The following is a 15,693-nucleotide window of genomic DNA, read 5'->3' as shown; positions in this document are numbered from 1 at the left end:
GCACGAACGGCCACTCGATCGAGAATTCCGGCCAGCGGACGCCGTTACCCGGGCACGACCTGGACCTCGTGCGTCTTGCCGGGCTCGGCCCAGGCGAGCAGCTTCCGTCCGGCCCTCTCCAGCGCGGCGGTGTCGCGCTTCGCGATCCGCTCGAACGGCGTGAGGACCAGCGTCGCCGACCCTCGGGTGGTCGTGGTTTCCCAGCTTCCGCGGACCCGGCCGTCCACCAGCAGGGTGCCTTTGACCAGGCCGTTGACGGTGATCACGCGTTTTCGGTGCTCGTCGCTGATCATCCGGGTGCGGTCGGCGTAGGACAGCAGCGTCTGGTCGAACGGCCCGAGCAGCCTCGGCGGCGCGGGCGTGTCCTCGTCGGGCAGCGTGGCGTCCGGCAGGTCGTAGAGCGTTCGACCGTCGGGGTCGAGGTAGGTGCGCAGGTCCATCTCCTCGACCACCTCGCCGAGCTTCGTGACGCCAGCCCAGGTCTGCATGTCCGCCACCGTGGCCGGGCCGAACGCGGCGAGGTAGCGGCGGATCAGCTCGGCGGCGGACGGTTCGGGCGCGGCGACGCCTTCGAGCCAGTCGTGCGCGATCTGGTAGGTCGGCTGCCCGGCCTTGCCCCACACCCCGCGCGGCGGGATCTGCACCAGCGGCAGGATGGCGCGCACCAGGAACATCAGCGACGCGGCCGGCGTGTCCGGATAGTGCTCGGCCAGTGCTTTGCCGAGCTGATCGCTGGAATACGGCCGTTCGCGCAGCAGTTCGCTGGTCGTCTTCGCCACCGCGTCGTGGTCGAGTTTGGCCAGCGGTTCCCGGTGCTGGTTGGCCGCCGTCAGAGCCCGGTCCATGACGCTTTGCACCAGCGGCCGCCACGCGAGCGCGTCCGCGGCGGGGACGAGGTGCACGGTGCCGCGCATCAGCACCATCCGCACCACGCTGCGGTCGAGCAGCAGGCTCGCGAGATCGTCCGGCTGGAATCCCGGCAACCGGCACCACAGCGCGTAATAGGGAGGGGACGGCGCCTGCGCTTGCAGCCCGGCGAGGTGGGCGACGGCGTCGAGGACCGGCATCGGGGCGGGCTTGAGGAGCAGTTGCCGGTCGAGGGTCGCGCGGTTGAGGACGCGGTGGGAAAGGTGCACGGCGGGAGCTTAACGAGCAACCCGGACAGTTTCGGCCCTCGAACGGCGACCAGCCGGCCGGTTGATCCATAATTCCGGCCATGGCCGAGCTAGCCGCCCCCGCCATCCGCGACTGGGACTTCCCGCGCGGCACGGCGAGCGTGCTGCTCATGCACCGGTTCGCCGAGGTACACGGCGTCTCGCTGCCCGGCCTGCCAGCCGAGGAACTGCGCGCGCCGGACCGGCAGCTCGACGCGCGGCAGGAGCTGGCTGTCGTGCGCGCGCTGCTCTCGACCGTCGGCTCCGGCGACGACGTCGCGCTCCGCCTCGGCTGCCGGTACCGCGTGACGACGTTCGGCATCTTCGGCTTCGCCTGCATCAGCAGCCCGACCATGCGCGACGCGATGGTGTTCGCGTTGCGCTACCTGGATTTGTCGTTCACCTTCTGCATTCCGCACGTAGAACTGGACGCCGGCGGACTCCGTCTGGTGCTGGACGATTCGCGAGTGCCCGCCGACGTCGCCCGGTTCCTCGCGCTGCGCGACCTGTCCGCGATCTGCACTGTCATGCGGGACCTCCTCCCGGAAATCTCCTTGGCCGGGTTGGAATTCCGCTTCCCGTCCTCGTCCTTTGTGGACGCGTATCGAACCGCTTTCGGCATTGCCCCCGTGTTCGGCGCGGCCGAACACCAAGCGATCCTCGACCCGGAACTGCTGAACCGTCCGCTGCCGCAGGCCAACGAACAGACCGTCGCGCTGTGCGCCGCGCAATGCGACGCTCTCGTCGCCCGCCGCCGCACGCGTTCCGGCATCCCGCAGCTGGTGCGGGAACGGCTGGTTCGGCTCGGCGGCGCGGATGCCGGAATGGACGAGATCGCCCGCCAGCTCACCCTCAGCACGCGAACCCTGCGCCGGCGCCTGACCGAGGCGGGCACCGGCTACCGCCAGTTGCTCGACGAAGTCCGCCAGACGCTCGCCGAAGAAATGCTCGACACCGGCGTGCTGTCTGTCGACGACGTCGCCCTGCGCCTGGGCTACGCCGAAGCGTCGAGCTTCATCTACGCCTTCAAGCGCTGGACCGGCACGACACCCGCCGCGTACGCCCGCCGGAACCGTTAGCTGTTGCCCGACGCGCGCTTTCCGCCAACGGGAGGCTCAGGTATTGCCCGCTCCGGAGGTCTGCTGCGCCAGCACCGCCGGATAGGTGGTTTCCAGCAGCTGCACGAGCGATTCCACCAGGAACGCGCGCAGTTCGGCCCGGTCCAGCGTGCCGCGGACCAGCCATTCGCGGGACGCGGCGCGCAACATCCCGCCGTACGCGCGGATCATCGCGCGCAGCTGCGGATGTCCGTTCTCGGGCAGCTGGGCCGCGGCGAGCACGCGGTCGGCGGCGATCTCGTCCGCCTCCCGCATGATCCGCTCGACCTCCGGGTCGTGCGCCGCGTCGATCACCGTGAGCCAGGCGTCGCGGTTGCGTTCCACGACGTCGATCCACCGGTCGATGCCGATTTCCAGCCGCAGCCGGGGCGGGCCGTCCGGCAGCGCGTCGACGACCGGGGCGGGCACGATCGTCATCTGCCGCACCACTTCGAGATACAGCTCGCGTTTGCCGCCGAAATAGTGGTTGATCAGCGGCCTGGCGACCCCGGCCGCCGCCGCGATGTCCGAAGTGGACACCGAGGAATAGCTGCCCGCGCCGAAGCACCGCCGGGCCGCGGCGAGGATCTCGGCCCGGCGCTCGGCGGGGTCCAGCCGCCGCCGGGGTCCGCTGCTCACCGGGCCAGCCTCGCCGCCGGGCGAGGTCGTTGTCAACACGTTGCCAAGCGCGCGCCGGCGTTGTCACCGGATGCCGTTACCCAACCGGAACAACCGGCCGGTAACTCCGGCCGCCCCGGCCGCGACCTTCTGCCGGGGGACCTGGGGCGGCGGGAGCGGGCGATGAACGGCACGGACCAGCAGCCTCGGCCGTCCGGCCGGTGGGTCGGGGTGCGGTTGCAGTACCGGCACGTCCGGATGGACGACCGGCCGTGCGCGACCGGCTGCCCGGAGGACGAGCTGACGGTTTCGTACCCCGGGATACTGATCAGCAGCTACGACGACGGCGAACTCGTGGAGGAGCGCTGGGTCCCGCTGGGCACGGAGCCGAGCGAGGAAGACGACGAAACGCTGATCGAACAACTGCGCGCCGCGCTGTGGTGGCAGCTCGGCGAGGCACGGCCGGACAGCGGAGACCCGAACGGTCCGTGAGGGGAATCCAGCGTCCCCGCACGGACCTTCGGTCCACTATGGAATATTCGTGACCGCCCGACCGGCCGTCTCCGTCTTCTCCCGCAGGTCCACGCCCCGGGTCTCCGGCAGCGTGAACGTGACCAGCGCGCTGATCACCATCAGCACGATCCCGTAAATGATGAACAGCGACGGATGCCCGTTACCGGCGAACAGGGTCTGCAAGTACGGTGCCGTTCCGCCGAATGCCGCGACCGCGATCGAGTACGGCACGCCGACGCCGACCGCCCGGATGCGGGTCGGGAAGATTTCCGCGTAGATCGCCGGTCCGATCGAGGAGAACCCGGCCATGAAGATCAGCGCGATCGACATCGCCACGAACAGCTGCCAGGCCTGGTGCCCGACCATCGCGTTCAGCGGGAAGCTCAGCAGGAGCAGGCCCGCGATCGCGATGAAAAGCACCGGCTTGCGGCCGATGCGGTCGGACAGCATGCCCCACAACGGCAGCGCGATCAGGAACACCACGTTCGCGAACACGCCCGCCCACAGCGCACCGGTCGGCGGGACGCCGCGCACGGTGATCGCGTACGACGGTGCGGCGACGGCCCACATGTAGTAGATGACTGTCGCGCCGACGGTGAGCCCGACGACCTGCGCGAGCAGCTTCGGGTGCTGCTTGATCGTCTGCCAGATCTGGCCCTTCTCCTTGGCCCCGCCCTTCTTCGAAGCCTGGAACACCTCGGTCTCGCGCATGCGCAGCCGGACGTAAAGCGAGTAAATCCCGAAGACACCGCCGAGAATGAACGGGATCCGCCAGCCGAAGGACAGCATCTGCTCGTGGGTGAGCACTCCGGAGAGGACCGCGCCGAGCAGGGTGCCGACGAGCACGCCGCAGGTGCCGGAGAAGTAGATCAGGCTCGACCACAGCCCGCGGCGGGCCGGCGGGGCGACCTCGGCGATGTAGGTCTGCGCGGACGGCAGCTCCCCGCCGTGCGCGAGGCCTTGGGCCAGCCGCGCGACCACGAGGATCACCGACGCCCCCACGCCGATTTGGCCGTATGTCGGGGAAAGGCCGATGACCAGGCTGCCCGCGGCGGCGATCGCGACGGTCAGTGCCATCGCGAGCTGACGGCCCTTGCGGTCCGCGATCCAGCCGAACACCCATCCGCCGACCGGACGGGCGGCGAAACCGACCGCGAACACCGCCAGAGTGCTCAGCAGCGCCGAAACCGCGCTGTGGGCGTTGAAGAACTGCGCGGCGAAGAACGACGCGAACGTGGCGTAGACGTTCCAGTCGAACCATTCCATCGCGTTGCCGGCACCGAGCCCGAACAGGGTGCGGCGCCGGTCTGGGACCACAGTTGTCATCGCAGTGCTCCTTCGGCGAAACGGTCGAGACGGCGGACGGCGAGTTCGGCGTAAACGGTGGCCGCGCGGGACAGCACGGACGGGTCGAAATCGGCGTACGGACTGTGGTTGTTGGGCGCGGTGTGCGGTTCGAGGCCCGGCATCAGCGCACCGAGGCCGAGGAAGGTGCCCGGCACCGCGGCGAGCACGCGGGAGAAGTCCTCGGAACCGGCGACCGGATTGGGCAGCTCGGTGTAGTACTGCTCGCCGATCGTCTCCCGGACGACTTCCGCGCCGAACGCCGTCTCGTCGACATCCGTTACGGTCACTGGATATTCGTTCTCGAACACGACGTCCGCGGTGACGCCGTGCGCACGGGCGACGCCGTCGATCGTCTCGCGGATCGTGGTGTCCAGCAGGGCAGCGGTGTCGTCGGAGAAGCAGCGGACAGTGGCTTCGAACTCGGCGGTCGCCGGGATGACGTTGCGCTTCGTTCCGCCGCGGATGACGCCGACGGTGAGCACGGCCGGGTCGAAGATGTCCAGGCGACGCGTGATCATTGTCTGCAGCGCGGTGATCATCGCCGCGGCAGCGGAGATCGGGTCCTTGGCGCGGTGCGGCATCGACCCGTGGCCGCCTTCGCCGTGCACGGTTACCAGCAGCTTGTGCGACGCGGACATCAGCGTCCCCGGACGGCTCGCGAACTGGCCGCTGGGCAGCATCGACGAGAAGACGTGGAGCCCGTACGCGGCGTCAACGCGTCGGCCGGCGGCGTCGAGCACGCCTTCCCGCAGCATCACGCCCGCGCCGTCCCAGCCTTCTTCGCCGGGCTGGAACATCAGGACGACGTCGCCGTTGAGCCGGTCGCGGTGCGTGTGGAGCAGCCGGGCCGCGCCGACCAGCGAAGTGGTGTGCAAATCGTGGCCGCACGCGTGCATCGCGCCGTTGGTAGCGGCGAAATCGAGCCCGGTCGCCTCCTGGACCGGGAGCGCGTCCATGTCCGCCCGCAGCAGAACCGTGCGCGGCTCAGCGGAATCGCGCGCCGGCCCTTCGCCCCGCAGCACCGCGGTCACCGACGTCGTGTCGGTTCCGGTGGAGATCTCCAGTCCGAGCCCGTCGAGTTCGCGCAGCACCCGCTCCTGCGTGCGCGGCAGGTCGAGGCCGATCTCAGGCTCGCGGTGCAGTTCCTGGCGCAGCTGTGCCAGGTCGTCCTGCTGGCTGCGGGCGTCTTCGTGGAGGTCCACCGGCTCGGCTCCTCTTCGTCGGGGAACGGCGTCTTTGGTGGTCGAGTGTGCGAACTCCCGTCCGATATCGAGGTAGAGTTGTCGGAATCGCTCGCCAATCGGCCATGTGAGGAACAAAAGGTGATCGACTCGCTGGAGGAGGAAGACTTTTCGCTCATCCACGCACTGCAAGTGCGCCCCCGTGCCACGTGGACGCAGCTCGCCGCGGCGCTCGACTCCTCCCCGGTGACGCTGGCCCGGCGCTGGGAACGGCTGCGCGACGGGGGAGCGGCGTGGGTGACGGCGTATCCGCACGTGCCCGGGCTGTATCAGGTGCAGGCCGCGTACGTGGAAATCCGCTGCGCCAGCGGCCAGGTGCGCGAGCTGATCCGGGAGTTGTCGACGTGGCCTTCGGTGGCCAGCATCGAAGAGGCCTCGCGTGAATACAGCCTGGTGCTGACCGTTTTCGGGCTCGGCCTGCGCGACCTGTCCGCCCTGCTGCTGGACGCGATCCCCAGTCTGCCCGGAGTGCTCAACACGCGCTCGCACCTGGCGTCGCGACTGCACGTCGAGGGCAGCTCATGGCGAGTGGGCGCGCTCGACCGACGACGCGTGCAGGCGCTGTCGCAACTGCCGTCCATCGGTGGCGGGAGAATGGCCAAACTGCAGCCGTGGGAAGAGCCGTACGCCCCGCTGACCGTTGCTCTGGGCGAGGACGGCCGACGCAGCGCCGCGGACCTGGCGCGGATCACCGGGCGTCCGGTGTCGACCGTGCGCCGCCAGCTCGGACACCTGCTGAACGCCGATGCTCTGACGTTCCGCTGCGAGATCGCACAGGGCCTGACGCCGTCGCCGATCGTGGTCAACTGGTGGTGCCAGGTGCCGGTGGCGCACGTGTCGACGTGCGTGGACCGGCTGCGCGCCAACCCGACCGTGCGGCAGATGGCGAGCCTGCCCGGGCCGGCGAACCTGCTGGTGACGACGTGGATGCGGTCGATCGAGGAATCCATGCGGATGCAGGAACATCTGGAGCAGGATCTCGCCCCGCTGTCGGTGGTGGATTCGGCGCTGATCCTGCGCACGGTCAAGCGGATGGGCTGGTTGCTGGACGACGTGGGGCGGAGCAAGGGGTTTGTGGTGACCATGCCCGCTCCTTCTTCGCGGGAAACGTCCTAGGTCAGGCGGAACGTCGTGCGATATTCAGACGGCGAGACGCCGAGCGCGTCGCGGAAGCGGCGGCGCAAGGTGGCCGCGCTGCCCATTCCGCAGCTCGCGGCGATCTGGTCGACCGAGGAATCGGTGCGCTCGAGCAGTTCCTGCGCCCGGGCGAGCCGCTGCTGGTGCAGCCAGGTCAACGGCGCGGCGCCGAACTCGGCGTGCATCCGGCGAGCGAGTTGCCGGGAGCTGAGACCAGCGTGGCGCGCGAGGTCGACGACCGTGAGCGGTCGGTCCAGCCGCGCCCGGGCCCACTCCGCGGTGCGCGCCAGGCCGGATCCGTCGGGGGAAGGCGGCGGGGACACGAATTGCGCCTGTCCGCCGTGCCGGTGCGGCGGAACGACCAGCCGGCGTCCGAGGTCGTTGGCGACCGCCGCGCCCAGGTCCCGGCGCACCAGGTGCAGGCACAGGTCGAGAGCGGCCGTTTTGCCCGCGGAGGTGAGGATGTCGCCCTCGTCGACGTAGAGCACGTCGGCGCGCACCTGCACTCGCGGGTAGCGGCGGGCCAGGTCGTCGGCGTGCATCCAGTGGGTGGTCGCGATCCGGTCGTCCAGCAGTCCCGCCGCGGCCAGGACGAACGAGCCGGTGCACAAGGCCGCGATCCGGACCCCGCTCAGGTGCGCCTCCCGGAGAGCGGCCGACAGCGCCGGATCGATGTCCTCGCCGGGGGAATCCGTGGAGGGGACCACGATCAGGTCGGCGGCGGCCTGGCCGAGGTCCGAGACGTCGATCGCGGGCAGGTGCGGCAGCCAGTGCCGCGGCGACCGTTCCGAGCAGGCCACGACGACGTCGTACCAGGCGCCGGTGGGGGAAAGATCCGAACGATCCACGCCGAAGACTTCCGCGGCGATCGCGACCTCGTACAGCATCGCGTGCTCATGCAGGACGAGTACGAGCCGGGGCATGTCCGATACTGTACGCAACTGGTCCTTTCAGACACTCACCAGCGGCGCGCGGGAGTGCCCAGAATCAGGGGCATGACAGATTCCCAGCGTGTTCTGGTCTACGGCGCCAGCGGCCACACCGGAAAGTTCGTCGTCGCCGAGTTGCTGCGACGCGGTATTCAGCCGATCGTCGCGGGACGCGGTCCGTCGTCGCGCTTCCCGGATTTGCCCCAGCGCACCGCAAGCGTCGACGACGGACCTGGTTTGCGGGCGCTCCTCGACGGCGTCGCGGTAGTGCTCAATTGCGCTGGCCCGTTCCTGGACACCGCGCTGCCGCTCGCGACGGCAGCCGTCGAGACCGGCACTCACTACCTGGACGTGACCGCTGAGCAGCCAGCCGTCCAGCAGCTTTACCGCGAACTCGACGCGCCCGCGCGTTCAGCTGGAACCGTCGTCGTGCCCGCCATGGCGTTCTACGGCGGGCTGGCCGACCTGCTCCTTACCGCCACGCTCGGTCCGGAGACGGCCGCCGCCGAGGTCGAGATCGCCATCGGGCTGGACCGCTGGTGGCCGACCGCGGGAACCCGGGTCACCGGTGCCCGCAACACCGCGACCCGGTTGGTGATCCGCGACGGTGTCCTCGCTCCGCTCTCCGTTCCGGCAGCGACCGGCAAATGGGACTTCCCGGAGCCGATCGGCGCACAGTCCACTGTGGAGCTGCCGTTCTCCGAAGTCGTCACCATCGACCGGCATCTCGACATCGGGACACTGCGCTCCTGGCTGAACACCGCCCCGCTCGACGACCTTCACGACCCGGACACCCCGGCCCCGGAGCGCGGACGTTCGGCTCAGCGCTTCGCGGTCGAAGTCGTGGTCGCCTCCGGTGCCGAGCGTCGCCGCGGCACCGCGACCGGGCGCGACATCTACGCCTCGACCGCGCCGATGCTGGTCGAAGCCGCCGTCCGGCTCCTCGACGGCAGATATCGTGGTTCGGGCGCGCTGGCACCAGGCGAGGCCTTCGCCGCCGCCGAGTTTCTGCGGGCGATACCGGATGCCGATTTCGAAGCCGGTTGGCACTGAGCGGCTAGGCGCGCAACCCGTCGAACGCCATCTTGCACACCGCGTCCGCCAGTTCCTCCGGGGACGCTCCGCGCCGCGGCCGGTACCACTCGATCAGCGAGTTCACCGTGCCGAACAGCAACCGCGCGGCGATCGCCGGGTCGATGTCCGGCCGGACGTCCCCTTCCGCCTCGGCCTGCTTCACCAAGTCCGTCACCAGATGGTCGAACTCGCGCCGTCGCGCCAACGCCGCCCGTTCGGCCTTCGTATTGCCCCGTACTCGCAGCAGCAACGTCACGAACGGCAGCCGGTCCGCCAGCACCAGCACACTTCCGCGCACCAGATGCTCCAGGCGGTCAATGGCACGCCCGTCCAGCGCTTCCGTCGATTCCGCGACCTCGAAAAGCCCGTCCAGAGCCCGGTCCACCGCCAGCCGCAGCAGTTCTTCCTTGCTCGGCACGTGATGGTAGATCGCGGATTTCGTGATGCCGAGCTTGCGCGACAGGTCCTCCATGCTGGTCCCGTCGTAGCCGCGGTCGTTGAACAGCTTGACCGCGACCTGGAGCAGCGACTCCAGGTCGTAGCCAGGCCGGCCGCGGCGGGCGGGGGCGGTCACGAGCGTTCGTCCAGCACGCGTCGCATTTTACCGAGCGACCGCTCCAGCGTGTCCGGGTCCACGACCTCCACCGACACGCTGACGCCGACGCCGTCCTTTACCCCGGCGGCCACCGCGGAGGCCGCCAGTGACCGGCCCTCGGCGGTGGTGTCGGCGCGGGCTTCGACGCGCACGGTCAGGTGGTCGAGGCGGCCGCGGGTCGAGCGGACCAGCTGGAAGTGCGGGCTCAAGCCCTCGGTGCGCAGCACGATTTCCTCGATCTGCGTGGGGAAAACGTTGACCCCGCGCAAAATGATGAGGTCGTCGCTGCGGCCGGTCACCTTCTCCATCCGCCGGAACGCCGGACGCGCGGTGCCGGGCAACAGCCGGGTCAGGTCGCGGGTGCGGTAGCGGATGATCGGCAGCGCCTGTTTGGTCAGCGACGTGAACAGCAGCTCGCCGCGCTCGCCTTCGGGCAGCACCTGCTCGGTGAACGGGTCGATCACCTCGGGAAAGAAGTGGTCCTCCCAGATGTGCAGGCCGTCCTTGGTTTCCACGCATTCCTGCGCGACGCCCGGGCCCATCACCTCGGACAGGCCGTAGATGTCGACGGCGTCCAGCGCGAACCGCTCTTCGATCTCGCCGCGCATCTGCTCGGTCCACGGCTCCGCGCCGAAAATGCCGACCTTCAGCGAACTGGCCCGCGGGTCCACGCCCTGGCGCTCGAACTCGTCGAGCAGCGTCAGCATGTACGAGGGCGTGATCATGATGATTTCCGGCTGGAAGTCCGTGATCAGCTGGACCTGCCGGGCGGTCATGCCGCCGGACGCCGGGATCACCGTGCAGCCGAGCTTTTCCGCGCCGTAATGCGCGCCGAGCCCGCCGGTGAACAGGCCGTAGCCGTAGGCCACGTGCACCTTGTGCCCCGGCCGTCCGCCCGCGGCGCGGATCGAGCGCGCCATCACGGTGGCCCAGGTGTCCAGGTCGTCCTCGGTGTAGCCGACGACGGTCGGCTTCCCGGTGGTGCCGCTGGACGCGTGCAGCCGGCGGATCTTCTCCTGCGGCACGGCGAACATCCCGAACGGGTAGCTCTCGCGCAGGTCGGCCTTGGTGGTGAAGGGGAACTTCGCCAGGTCGCCCAGTTCGCGGCAGTCGTCGGGGTGCACGCCGGCTTCGGCGAACTTCTTGCGGTACAGCGGGACGTTCTCGTACGCGTGCCGCAGCGTCCACTGCAGCCGTTCCAGCTGGAGCGCGGCCAGCTCGTCGGCGCTGACGGTTTCGGCGAGGTCTGCGGTCATGGGGGTCACTGTGTTTCCCGGTTTTTCTCGATGACGCGGCTGCGGCCGCGGAATTCGGCGACGACCTCGGGGCCGCCGGGGGTTTCCCGGTGCACCGTGACGTCGTAGATGCCGTTGCGGCCGTAGCGGGTGCGCTCGGCGGCCGTCGCGACGAGGTGGTCGCCCAGTTTTCCGGCGGCGACGAACGAGATCTCCGCGCCCGCGGCGACGGTGACCGGCCCGTGCGTGTTGCAGGCGAGGGCGAAAGCGGTGTCGGCGAGCAGGAACACGTAACCGCCGTGGGCGATGTCGTGCCCGTTGACCATCGTCTCGGTGACCTTCATCGTGGCCACCGCCCGGCCGTCGGCCGCCTCGACGAGTTCGATGCCGAGGGCGCGGGACGCCTCGTCGGTGTCGAACATGGCGTGCGCGGCGTTGCGGGTCACGAGACAGTCCTCCGGGATGGTGACTTACTGACCGAATGGCCGGTAATCCAGCTGGACCACAGTAAAGGCCGCGACTCCGGCGGTGTCAAGCAATGCGGGGGTTCCGATCAGCCGGGAGAACGGCTATCCTGCGAATTACTGAACGTCCGGTTGGTAATTCGGCGAGAGGGTCGGCATGGTTCTGCTCCGCAGCTACGTCTCCGGGGGATGGCACACGGCGCCGGGCGAGGGCGCCCCGCTGCACGACGCGGCGACCGGGGAGGAAGTGGCCCGGATTTCGTCGGAGGGGATCGACTTCGCCGCGGCGCTCGAGTACGGCCGCAGCGTCGGCGGTCCGGCACTGCGGAAGCTGACGTTCCATCAGCGGGCCGCGCTGCTGAAGGCGCTCGCTTCGCATCTGCGTGAGCACCGCGAAGAGCTGTACGCGCTGTCGGCGCGCACGGGTGCCACGCTCGGTGACTCGAAGTTCGACATCGACGGCGGCATCGGCGTTCTGTTCAGCTACGGCTCGAAGGGCAAGCGCGAGCTGCCGAACGACACGGTGTACGTCGAGGGCGCGGTCGAGCCGCTCAGCCGCGGCGGCACGTTCGTCGCGCAGCACATCGCCACCCCGCTGCGGGGTGTGGCGATCCAGATCAACGCTTTCAACTTCCCGGTGTGGGGTCCGCTGGAGAAGTTCGCACCCGCGTTCCTGGCCGGGGTGCCGAGCCTGATCAAACCGGCCAGCCAGACCGCGTACCTGACCGCGCGGCTCGTCGAGCTGATCGTCGAGTCGGGGATCCTGCCCGAAGGCGCGGTGCAGTTCGTCGCGGGCAGCGTCGGCGACCTGCTCGACCACGTCACCGCGCAGGATCTGGTGTCCTTCACCGGTTCCGCGTCCACCGCGCAGAAGCTGCGCGCGCACCCGGCGATCGTACGGAATTCGGTGCGGTTCAACGCCGAGGCCGACTCGCTGAACTGCTCGATCCTCGCCCCGGACGCCCGCCCGTCCACGCCGGAGTTCGATCTCTTCGTCAAGCAGCTGGTCACCGAGATGACGGTGAAGGCGGGCCAGAAGTGCACCGCGATCCGCCGCGCGTTCGTCCCGGCCGAGATGCTGGACGACGTCGCCGAAGCGGCCAGTGCCCGGCTCGCCAAGGTGACTGTCGGCAACCCGGGTTCCGAGGGCGTCCGGATGGGCGCGCTGGCCAGCCTGGAACAGCGCGAAGAGGTGCGCCGTTCGCTGAAGGCGCTGCTCGACGCGGGCAGCATCGTGTTCGGCGACCCGGAGCACGTCGAGGTCGTGGACGGCGACGAGGCGACCGGCGCGTTTATGTCGCCGATCCTGCTCAAGGCGGATCCGGAACGCGCCGAACCGCACGAGGTCGAGGCGTTCGGCCCGGTGTCCACGCTGATGCCGTACACGTCGGTCAAGCAGGTCATCGAGTTCGCGGCCCGCGGCGGCGGCAGCCTGGCCGGGTCGGTCGTGACCGGCGACCCGGAGTTCGCCCGCGAGATCGTGCTGGGCGTCGCGCCGTACCACGGCCGGCTGCTCGTGCTCGACAGCGAGGACGCGAAGGAATCCACCGGGCACGGTTCGCCGATGCCGCAGCTGGTGCACGGCGGCCCCGGTCGCGCGGGCGGCGGCGAGGAGATGGGCGGCATCCGCGGCGTGCTGCACCACATGCAGCGCACGGCCGTGCAGGGCAGCCCGAAGGTGCTCACCGCGGTCACCGGCCGGTGGGTCGAGGGCGGTCCGCGCGTCGAAGGCGAGCACCCGTTCCGGAAGTCGCTGGCGGAGCTGAACATCGGCGACACGGTGGTGGCCGGTCCGCGCACCGTCACCCGCGCGGACATCGACCACTTCGCCGAGTTCACCGGCGACACCTTCTACGCGCACACCGATGAGCAGGCAGCCGCGGCGAACCCGCTGTTCGGCGGCATCGTGGCGCACGGCTACCTGGTCGTGTCGTTCGCCGCCGGCTTGTTCGTCTCGCCCGAGCCGGGCCCGGTGCTGGCCAACTACGGCCTGGAGAACCTGCGTTTCCTGACGCCGGTGAAGGTGGACGACCAGCTGACGGTCACCTTGACGGCCAAGCAGATCACGCCCCGGATCGACCAGGAGTACGGCGAAGTCCGCTGGGACGCCGACGTCACCAACCAGAACGGCGACTCGGTCGCGAAGTACGACGTGCTCACCCTCGTCTCGAAGGAGCAGCCGTGACCGAGACATTGGAAAGCGCCGAACCTGTGGAGGAACTCGAAGCGCTCTTCGAGCGGACCATCGAACGGGACCAGCGCATCGAACCGCGCGACTGGATCCCCGAGGGCTACCGCAAGACGATGATCCGCCAGATCGCGCAGCACGCGCATTCGGAGATCATCGGCATGCAGCCGGAGGGCAACTGGATCACGCGCGCGCCGTCGTTGCGGCGCAAGGCGATCCTGCTGGCGAAGGTGCAGGACGAGGCCGGGCACGGGCTGTACCTGTACTCCGCGGCGGCGACGCTCGGCGCGGACCGCGCGGACCTGACCGACAAGCTCATCACCGGCAAGCAGAAGTACTCGTCGATCTTCAACTACCCGACGCTGACCTTCGCCGACGTCGGCGTGATCGGCTGGCTGGTGGACGGCGCGGCGATCTGCAACCAGGTGCCGCTGTGCCGGTCTTCGTACGGGCCCTACGCGCGGGCGATGATCCGCATCTGCAAGGAGGAGTCCTTCCACCAACGGCAGGGCTACGAGCTGCTGATGACCATGATGAAGGGCACCCAGCAGCAGCGGGACATGGTGCAGGAGGCGGTGAACCGCTGGTGGTGGCCGTCGCTGATGATGTTCGGCCCGCCGGACGCGGATTCGCCGAACACCGCGCAGTCGATGGCGTGGAAGATCAAGCGGCACACCAACGACGAGCTGCGGCAGCGCTTTGTCGACATGTCGGTGCCGCAGGCCGAAGCGCTCGGCGTGACCTTCCCGGACCCGGAGCTGCGCTGGAATCCCGAGCGGGAGCACTACGACTTCGGCGCGGTCGACTGGGACGAGTTCAAGAACGTGCTCAAGGGCAACGGCCCGTGCAACGCGCAGCGGATCGCGCACCGGCGGCGCGCGCACGAAGACGGTGCCTGGGTTCGGGAGGCCGCGGCGGCGCACGCGGCCAAGAGAGAGGTTTCGGCATGAAGCACGACTGGCCGCTGTACGAGGTGTTCGTCCGCGGGAAGCGGGGACTGAACCACGTGCACGTGGGTTCGCTGCACGCGGCGGACGACGAGATGGCGCTGCACCACGCGCGCGATCTCTACACCCGCCGCAACGAAGGGGTGTCGATCTGGGTCGTGCGGGCCTCGGACATCACCGCGTCCTCGCCGGACGAGAAGGACCCGTTCTTCGCGCCCAGTGGGGACAAGGTGTACCGGCACCCGACGTTCTACGACATCCCCGACAACGTTCCCCACATGTGAGGTCTGGGATGTCTTTCGACAACGTCTACGAAGCCATCACCGAGGACAACGACGCCCGGTGGGCCTTCGGTACCGGGTTCGCCGACCCGTTGTCCGGTGTGGACACGTCGGTGCCGTCCGGAGTGGACGGGGCGCGGCTGGCCGCGTACTGCCTGATGCTGGGCGACGACGCGTTGATTTTCTCGCACCGGTTGCAGGAGTGGGTCGCGAGCGCGCCCGAGCTGGAGGACGAGGTCGCGATCGCGAACATCGCCCTCGACCTGCTCGGCCAGGCGCGGTTGCTGCTGGCTCGTTCCGGCAAGGCGGACGGCACCGGCCGTACCGAGGACACGCTCGCGTTCTTGCGCGCGGAGAACGAGTTCCGGAACGTGCGGCTTGCCGAGCTGGGCGGCGGGCACTTCGGGCATCTGATCGCGCAGCTGTTCGTGTTCTCGACCTGGCGGCTGGCGTTGTTCCAGCAGCTGGAGTCCAGTGTGGACCCGGTGCTGGCGGCGATCGCGGCCAAGGGCGTGAAGGAATTGACCTATCACCGGGACTACGCCGCGCAGTGGCTGGTCCGCTTGGGCGATGGCACGCCGTTGTCGCACGAGCGGATGGCCGAGGGGCTGGCCGCGGTGTGGCCGTATGTCGACGAGCTGTTCGCGACGCATCCGGACGAGCTGGTGGATGCTTCTTCGCTGCGGCCGGAGTTCGACGCCGTCGTGGACCAGGCGTTGGCGGCGGCTGCCTTGGAACGGCCGGAAACCGGGACTGTCGCCGGGGTTTCCGGGCGTACTGGGCGCGACGGGGTGCACACCGAGAAGATGGGCTTCCTGCTGGCTGAGCTGCAGAGTGTGGCTCGGGCGATGCCGGGAGCGACGTGGTGACGAC

16 protein-coding genes are annotated in these 15,693 nt (G+C 69.4%); 8 read left to right on the top strand and 8 right to left on the bottom strand.

Annotated elements, in window-relative coordinates:
* Positions 1 to 44 precede the first annotated feature (44 nt).
* Positions 45 to 1,136, bottom strand: a complete 1,092-nt coding sequence (locus L942_RS31155; protein ID WP_037367289.1) for a winged helix DNA-binding domain-containing protein — start codon at positions 1,134 to 1,136, stop codon at positions 45 to 47.
* 80 nt (positions 1,137 to 1,216) lie between these two features.
* Between L942_RS31155 and L942_RS31150 the strand changes: the two genes are divergently transcribed.
* A complete protein-coding gene (locus tag L942_RS31150) occupies positions 1,217 to 2,233 on the top strand; it encodes an AraC family transcriptional regulator (RefSeq protein WP_037367288.1) in 1,017 nt (338 codons plus the stop codon).
* 36 nt (positions 2,234 to 2,269) lie between these two features.
* On the opposite strand, the gene L942_RS31145 is transcribed toward L942_RS31150, so the two are convergent.
* On the bottom strand, positions 2,270 to 2,890 hold the full coding sequence (locus L942_RS31145; RefSeq protein ID WP_037367287.1) for a TetR/AcrR family transcriptional regulator: 621 nt from the start codon (positions 2,888 to 2,890) through the stop codon (positions 2,270 to 2,272).
* A 162-nt stretch (positions 2,891 to 3,052) separates the two neighbouring features.
* Here L942_RS31145 and L942_RS31140 point away from each other — a divergent pair, with 162 nt between their 5' ends.
* Positions 3,053 to 3,361: a hypothetical protein gene (locus L942_RS31140; RefSeq protein WP_037367286.1), complete on the top strand. Its 309-nt coding sequence runs from the start codon at positions 3,053 to 3,055 to the stop codon at positions 3,359 to 3,361.
* A 36-nt stretch (positions 3,362 to 3,397) separates the two neighbouring features.
* Here L942_RS31140 and L942_RS31135 read toward each other — a convergent pair whose 3' ends face one another.
* A complete protein-coding gene (locus L942_RS31135) occupies positions 3,398 to 4,708 on the bottom strand; it encodes an MFS transporter (protein WP_037367284.1) in 1,311 nt (436 codons plus the stop codon).
* Complete coding sequence (locus tag L942_RS31130; protein ID WP_037367282.1) at positions 4,705 to 5,931, bottom strand: M20 metallopeptidase family protein; 1,227 nt, start codon at positions 5,929 to 5,931, stop codon at positions 4,705 to 4,707. The genes L942_RS31135 and L942_RS31130 overlap by 4 nt, the downstream gene beginning before the upstream one ends.
* 120 nt (positions 5,932 to 6,051) lie before the next feature.
* Here L942_RS31130 and L942_RS31125 point away from each other — a divergent pair, with 120 nt between their 5' ends.
* Positions 6,052 to 7,086, top strand: a complete 1,035-nt coding sequence (locus L942_RS31125; RefSeq protein WP_037367280.1) for an Lrp/AsnC family transcriptional regulator — start codon at positions 6,052 to 6,054, stop codon at positions 7,084 to 7,086.
* Here L942_RS31125 and L942_RS31120 read toward each other — a convergent pair.
* Positions 7,083 to 8,030, bottom strand: coding sequence for a GlxA family transcriptional regulator (locus tag L942_RS31120; RefSeq protein WP_037367279.1), 948 nt, complete (start codon positions 8,028 to 8,030; stop codon positions 7,083 to 7,085). The genes L942_RS31125 and L942_RS31120 overlap by 4 nt on opposite strands.
* 72 nt (positions 8,031 to 8,102) lie before the next feature.
* On the opposite strand from L942_RS31120, the gene L942_RS31115 reads away from it, so the two are divergent.
* Positions 8,103 to 9,089 carry a saccharopine dehydrogenase family protein gene (locus tag L942_RS31115; protein ID WP_037367277.1) on the top strand — a complete coding sequence of 329 codons (987 nt, stop codon included), beginning with the start codon at positions 8,103 to 8,105 and terminating at the stop codon, positions 9,087 to 9,089.
* A gap of 4 nt (positions 9,090 to 9,093) precedes the next feature.
* Here the strand turns inward: L942_RS31115 and L942_RS31110 are convergent, their stop codons facing one another.
* Genes L942_RS31110 through paaI form a run of 3 tightly spaced genes read right to left on the bottom strand, consistent with a single transcriptional unit; the run spans position 9,094 to position 11,362 of the window.
* Positions 9,094 to 9,684: a TetR/AcrR family transcriptional regulator gene (locus tag L942_RS31110; protein WP_009073839.1), complete on the bottom strand. Its 591-nt coding sequence runs from the start codon at positions 9,682 to 9,684 to the stop codon at positions 9,094 to 9,096.
* Positions 9,681 to 10,961 carry a phenylacetate--CoA ligase PaaK gene (paaK, locus tag L942_RS31105; protein WP_037367275.1) on the bottom strand — a complete coding sequence of 427 codons (1,281 nt, stop codon included), beginning with the start codon at positions 10,959 to 10,961 and terminating at the stop codon, positions 9,681 to 9,683. The genes L942_RS31110 and paaK overlap by 4 nt, the downstream gene beginning before the upstream one ends.
* A 5-nt stretch (positions 10,962 to 10,966) precedes the next feature.
* Positions 10,967 to 11,362 carry a hydroxyphenylacetyl-CoA thioesterase PaaI gene (gene paaI, locus L942_RS31100; RefSeq protein WP_037367408.1) on the bottom strand — a complete coding sequence of 132 codons (396 nt, stop codon included), beginning with the start codon at positions 11,360 to 11,362 and terminating at the stop codon, positions 10,967 to 10,969.
* A 199-nt stretch (positions 11,363 to 11,561) separates the two neighbouring features.
* Between paaI and paaZ the strand changes: the two genes are divergently transcribed.
* Genes paaZ through paaC form a run of 4 tightly spaced genes read left to right on the top strand, consistent with a single transcriptional unit; the run spans position 11,562 to position 15,689 of the window.
* Complete coding sequence (paaZ, locus tag L942_RS31095) at positions 11,562 to 13,589, top strand: phenylacetic acid degradation bifunctional protein PaaZ (protein ID WP_037367273.1); 2,028 nt, start codon at positions 11,562 to 11,564, stop codon at positions 13,587 to 13,589.
* Positions 13,586 to 14,542: a 1,2-phenylacetyl-CoA epoxidase subunit PaaA gene (gene paaA, locus L942_RS31090; RefSeq protein WP_200862979.1), complete on the top strand. Its 957-nt coding sequence runs from the start codon at positions 13,586 to 13,588 to the stop codon at positions 14,540 to 14,542. Before paaZ ends, paaA begins: the two co-directional genes overlap by 4 nt.
* Positions 14,539 to 14,823, top strand: a complete 285-nt coding sequence (paaB, locus tag L942_RS31085) for a 1,2-phenylacetyl-CoA epoxidase subunit PaaB (RefSeq protein ID WP_009073848.1) — start codon at positions 14,539 to 14,541, stop codon at positions 14,821 to 14,823. Before paaA ends, paaB begins: the two co-directional genes overlap by 4 nt.
* A gap of 8 nt (positions 14,824 to 14,831) precedes the next feature.
* Positions 14,832 to 15,689 carry a 1,2-phenylacetyl-CoA epoxidase subunit PaaC gene (paaC, locus tag L942_RS31080; protein WP_037367272.1) on the top strand — a complete coding sequence of 286 codons (858 nt, stop codon included), beginning with the start codon at positions 14,832 to 14,834 and terminating at the stop codon, positions 15,687 to 15,689.
* Positions 15,690 to 15,693: the final 4 nt, after the last annotated feature.

The organism is Amycolatopsis orientalis DSM 43388 (assembly GCF_000411975.1).
Classification (GTDB): domain Bacteria; phylum Actinomycetota; class Actinomycetes; order Mycobacteriales; family Pseudonocardiaceae; genus Amycolatopsis; species Amycolatopsis orientalis_D.
Note: the sequence above shows the minus strand (reverse complement) of the source record. Positions and strands in the feature narration are given on the sequence as shown.

Coding starts and splice junctions, on each gene's coding strand:
- L942_RS31150 (WP_037367288.1), top strand. CDS start 1,217: ATGGCCGAGCTAGCCGCCCCCGCCATCCGCGACTGGGACTTCCCGCGC.
- L942_RS31140 (WP_037367286.1), top strand. CDS start 3,053: ATGAACGGCACGGACCAGCAGCCTCGGCCGTCCGGCCGGTGGGTCGGG.
- L942_RS31135 (WP_037367284.1), bottom strand. CDS start 4,708: ATGACAACTGTGGTCCCAGACCGGCGCCGCACCCTGTTCGGGCTCGGT.
- L942_RS31120 (WP_037367279.1), bottom strand. CDS start 8,030: ATGCCCCGGCTCGTACTCGTCCTGCATGAGCACGCGATGCTGTACGAG.
- L942_RS31115 (WP_037367277.1), top strand. CDS start 8,103: ATGACAGATTCCCAGCGTGTTCTGGTCTACGGCGCCAGCGGCCACACC.
- paaK (WP_037367275.1), bottom strand. CDS start 10,961: ATGACCGCAGACCTCGCCGAAACCGTCAGCGCCGACGAGCTGGCCGCG.
- paaI (WP_037367408.1), bottom strand. CDS start 11,362: ATGTTCGACACCGACGAGGCGTCCCGCGCCCTCGGCATCGAACTCGTC.
- paaZ (WP_037367273.1), top strand. CDS start 11,562: ATGGTTCTGCTCCGCAGCTACGTCTCCGGGGGATGGCACACGGCGCCG.
- paaB (WP_009073848.1), top strand. CDS start 14,539: ATGAAGCACGACTGGCCGCTGTACGAGGTGTTCGTCCGCGGGAAGCGG.
- paaC (WP_037367272.1), top strand. CDS start 14,832: ATGTCTTTCGACAACGTCTACGAAGCCATCACCGAGGACAACGACGCC.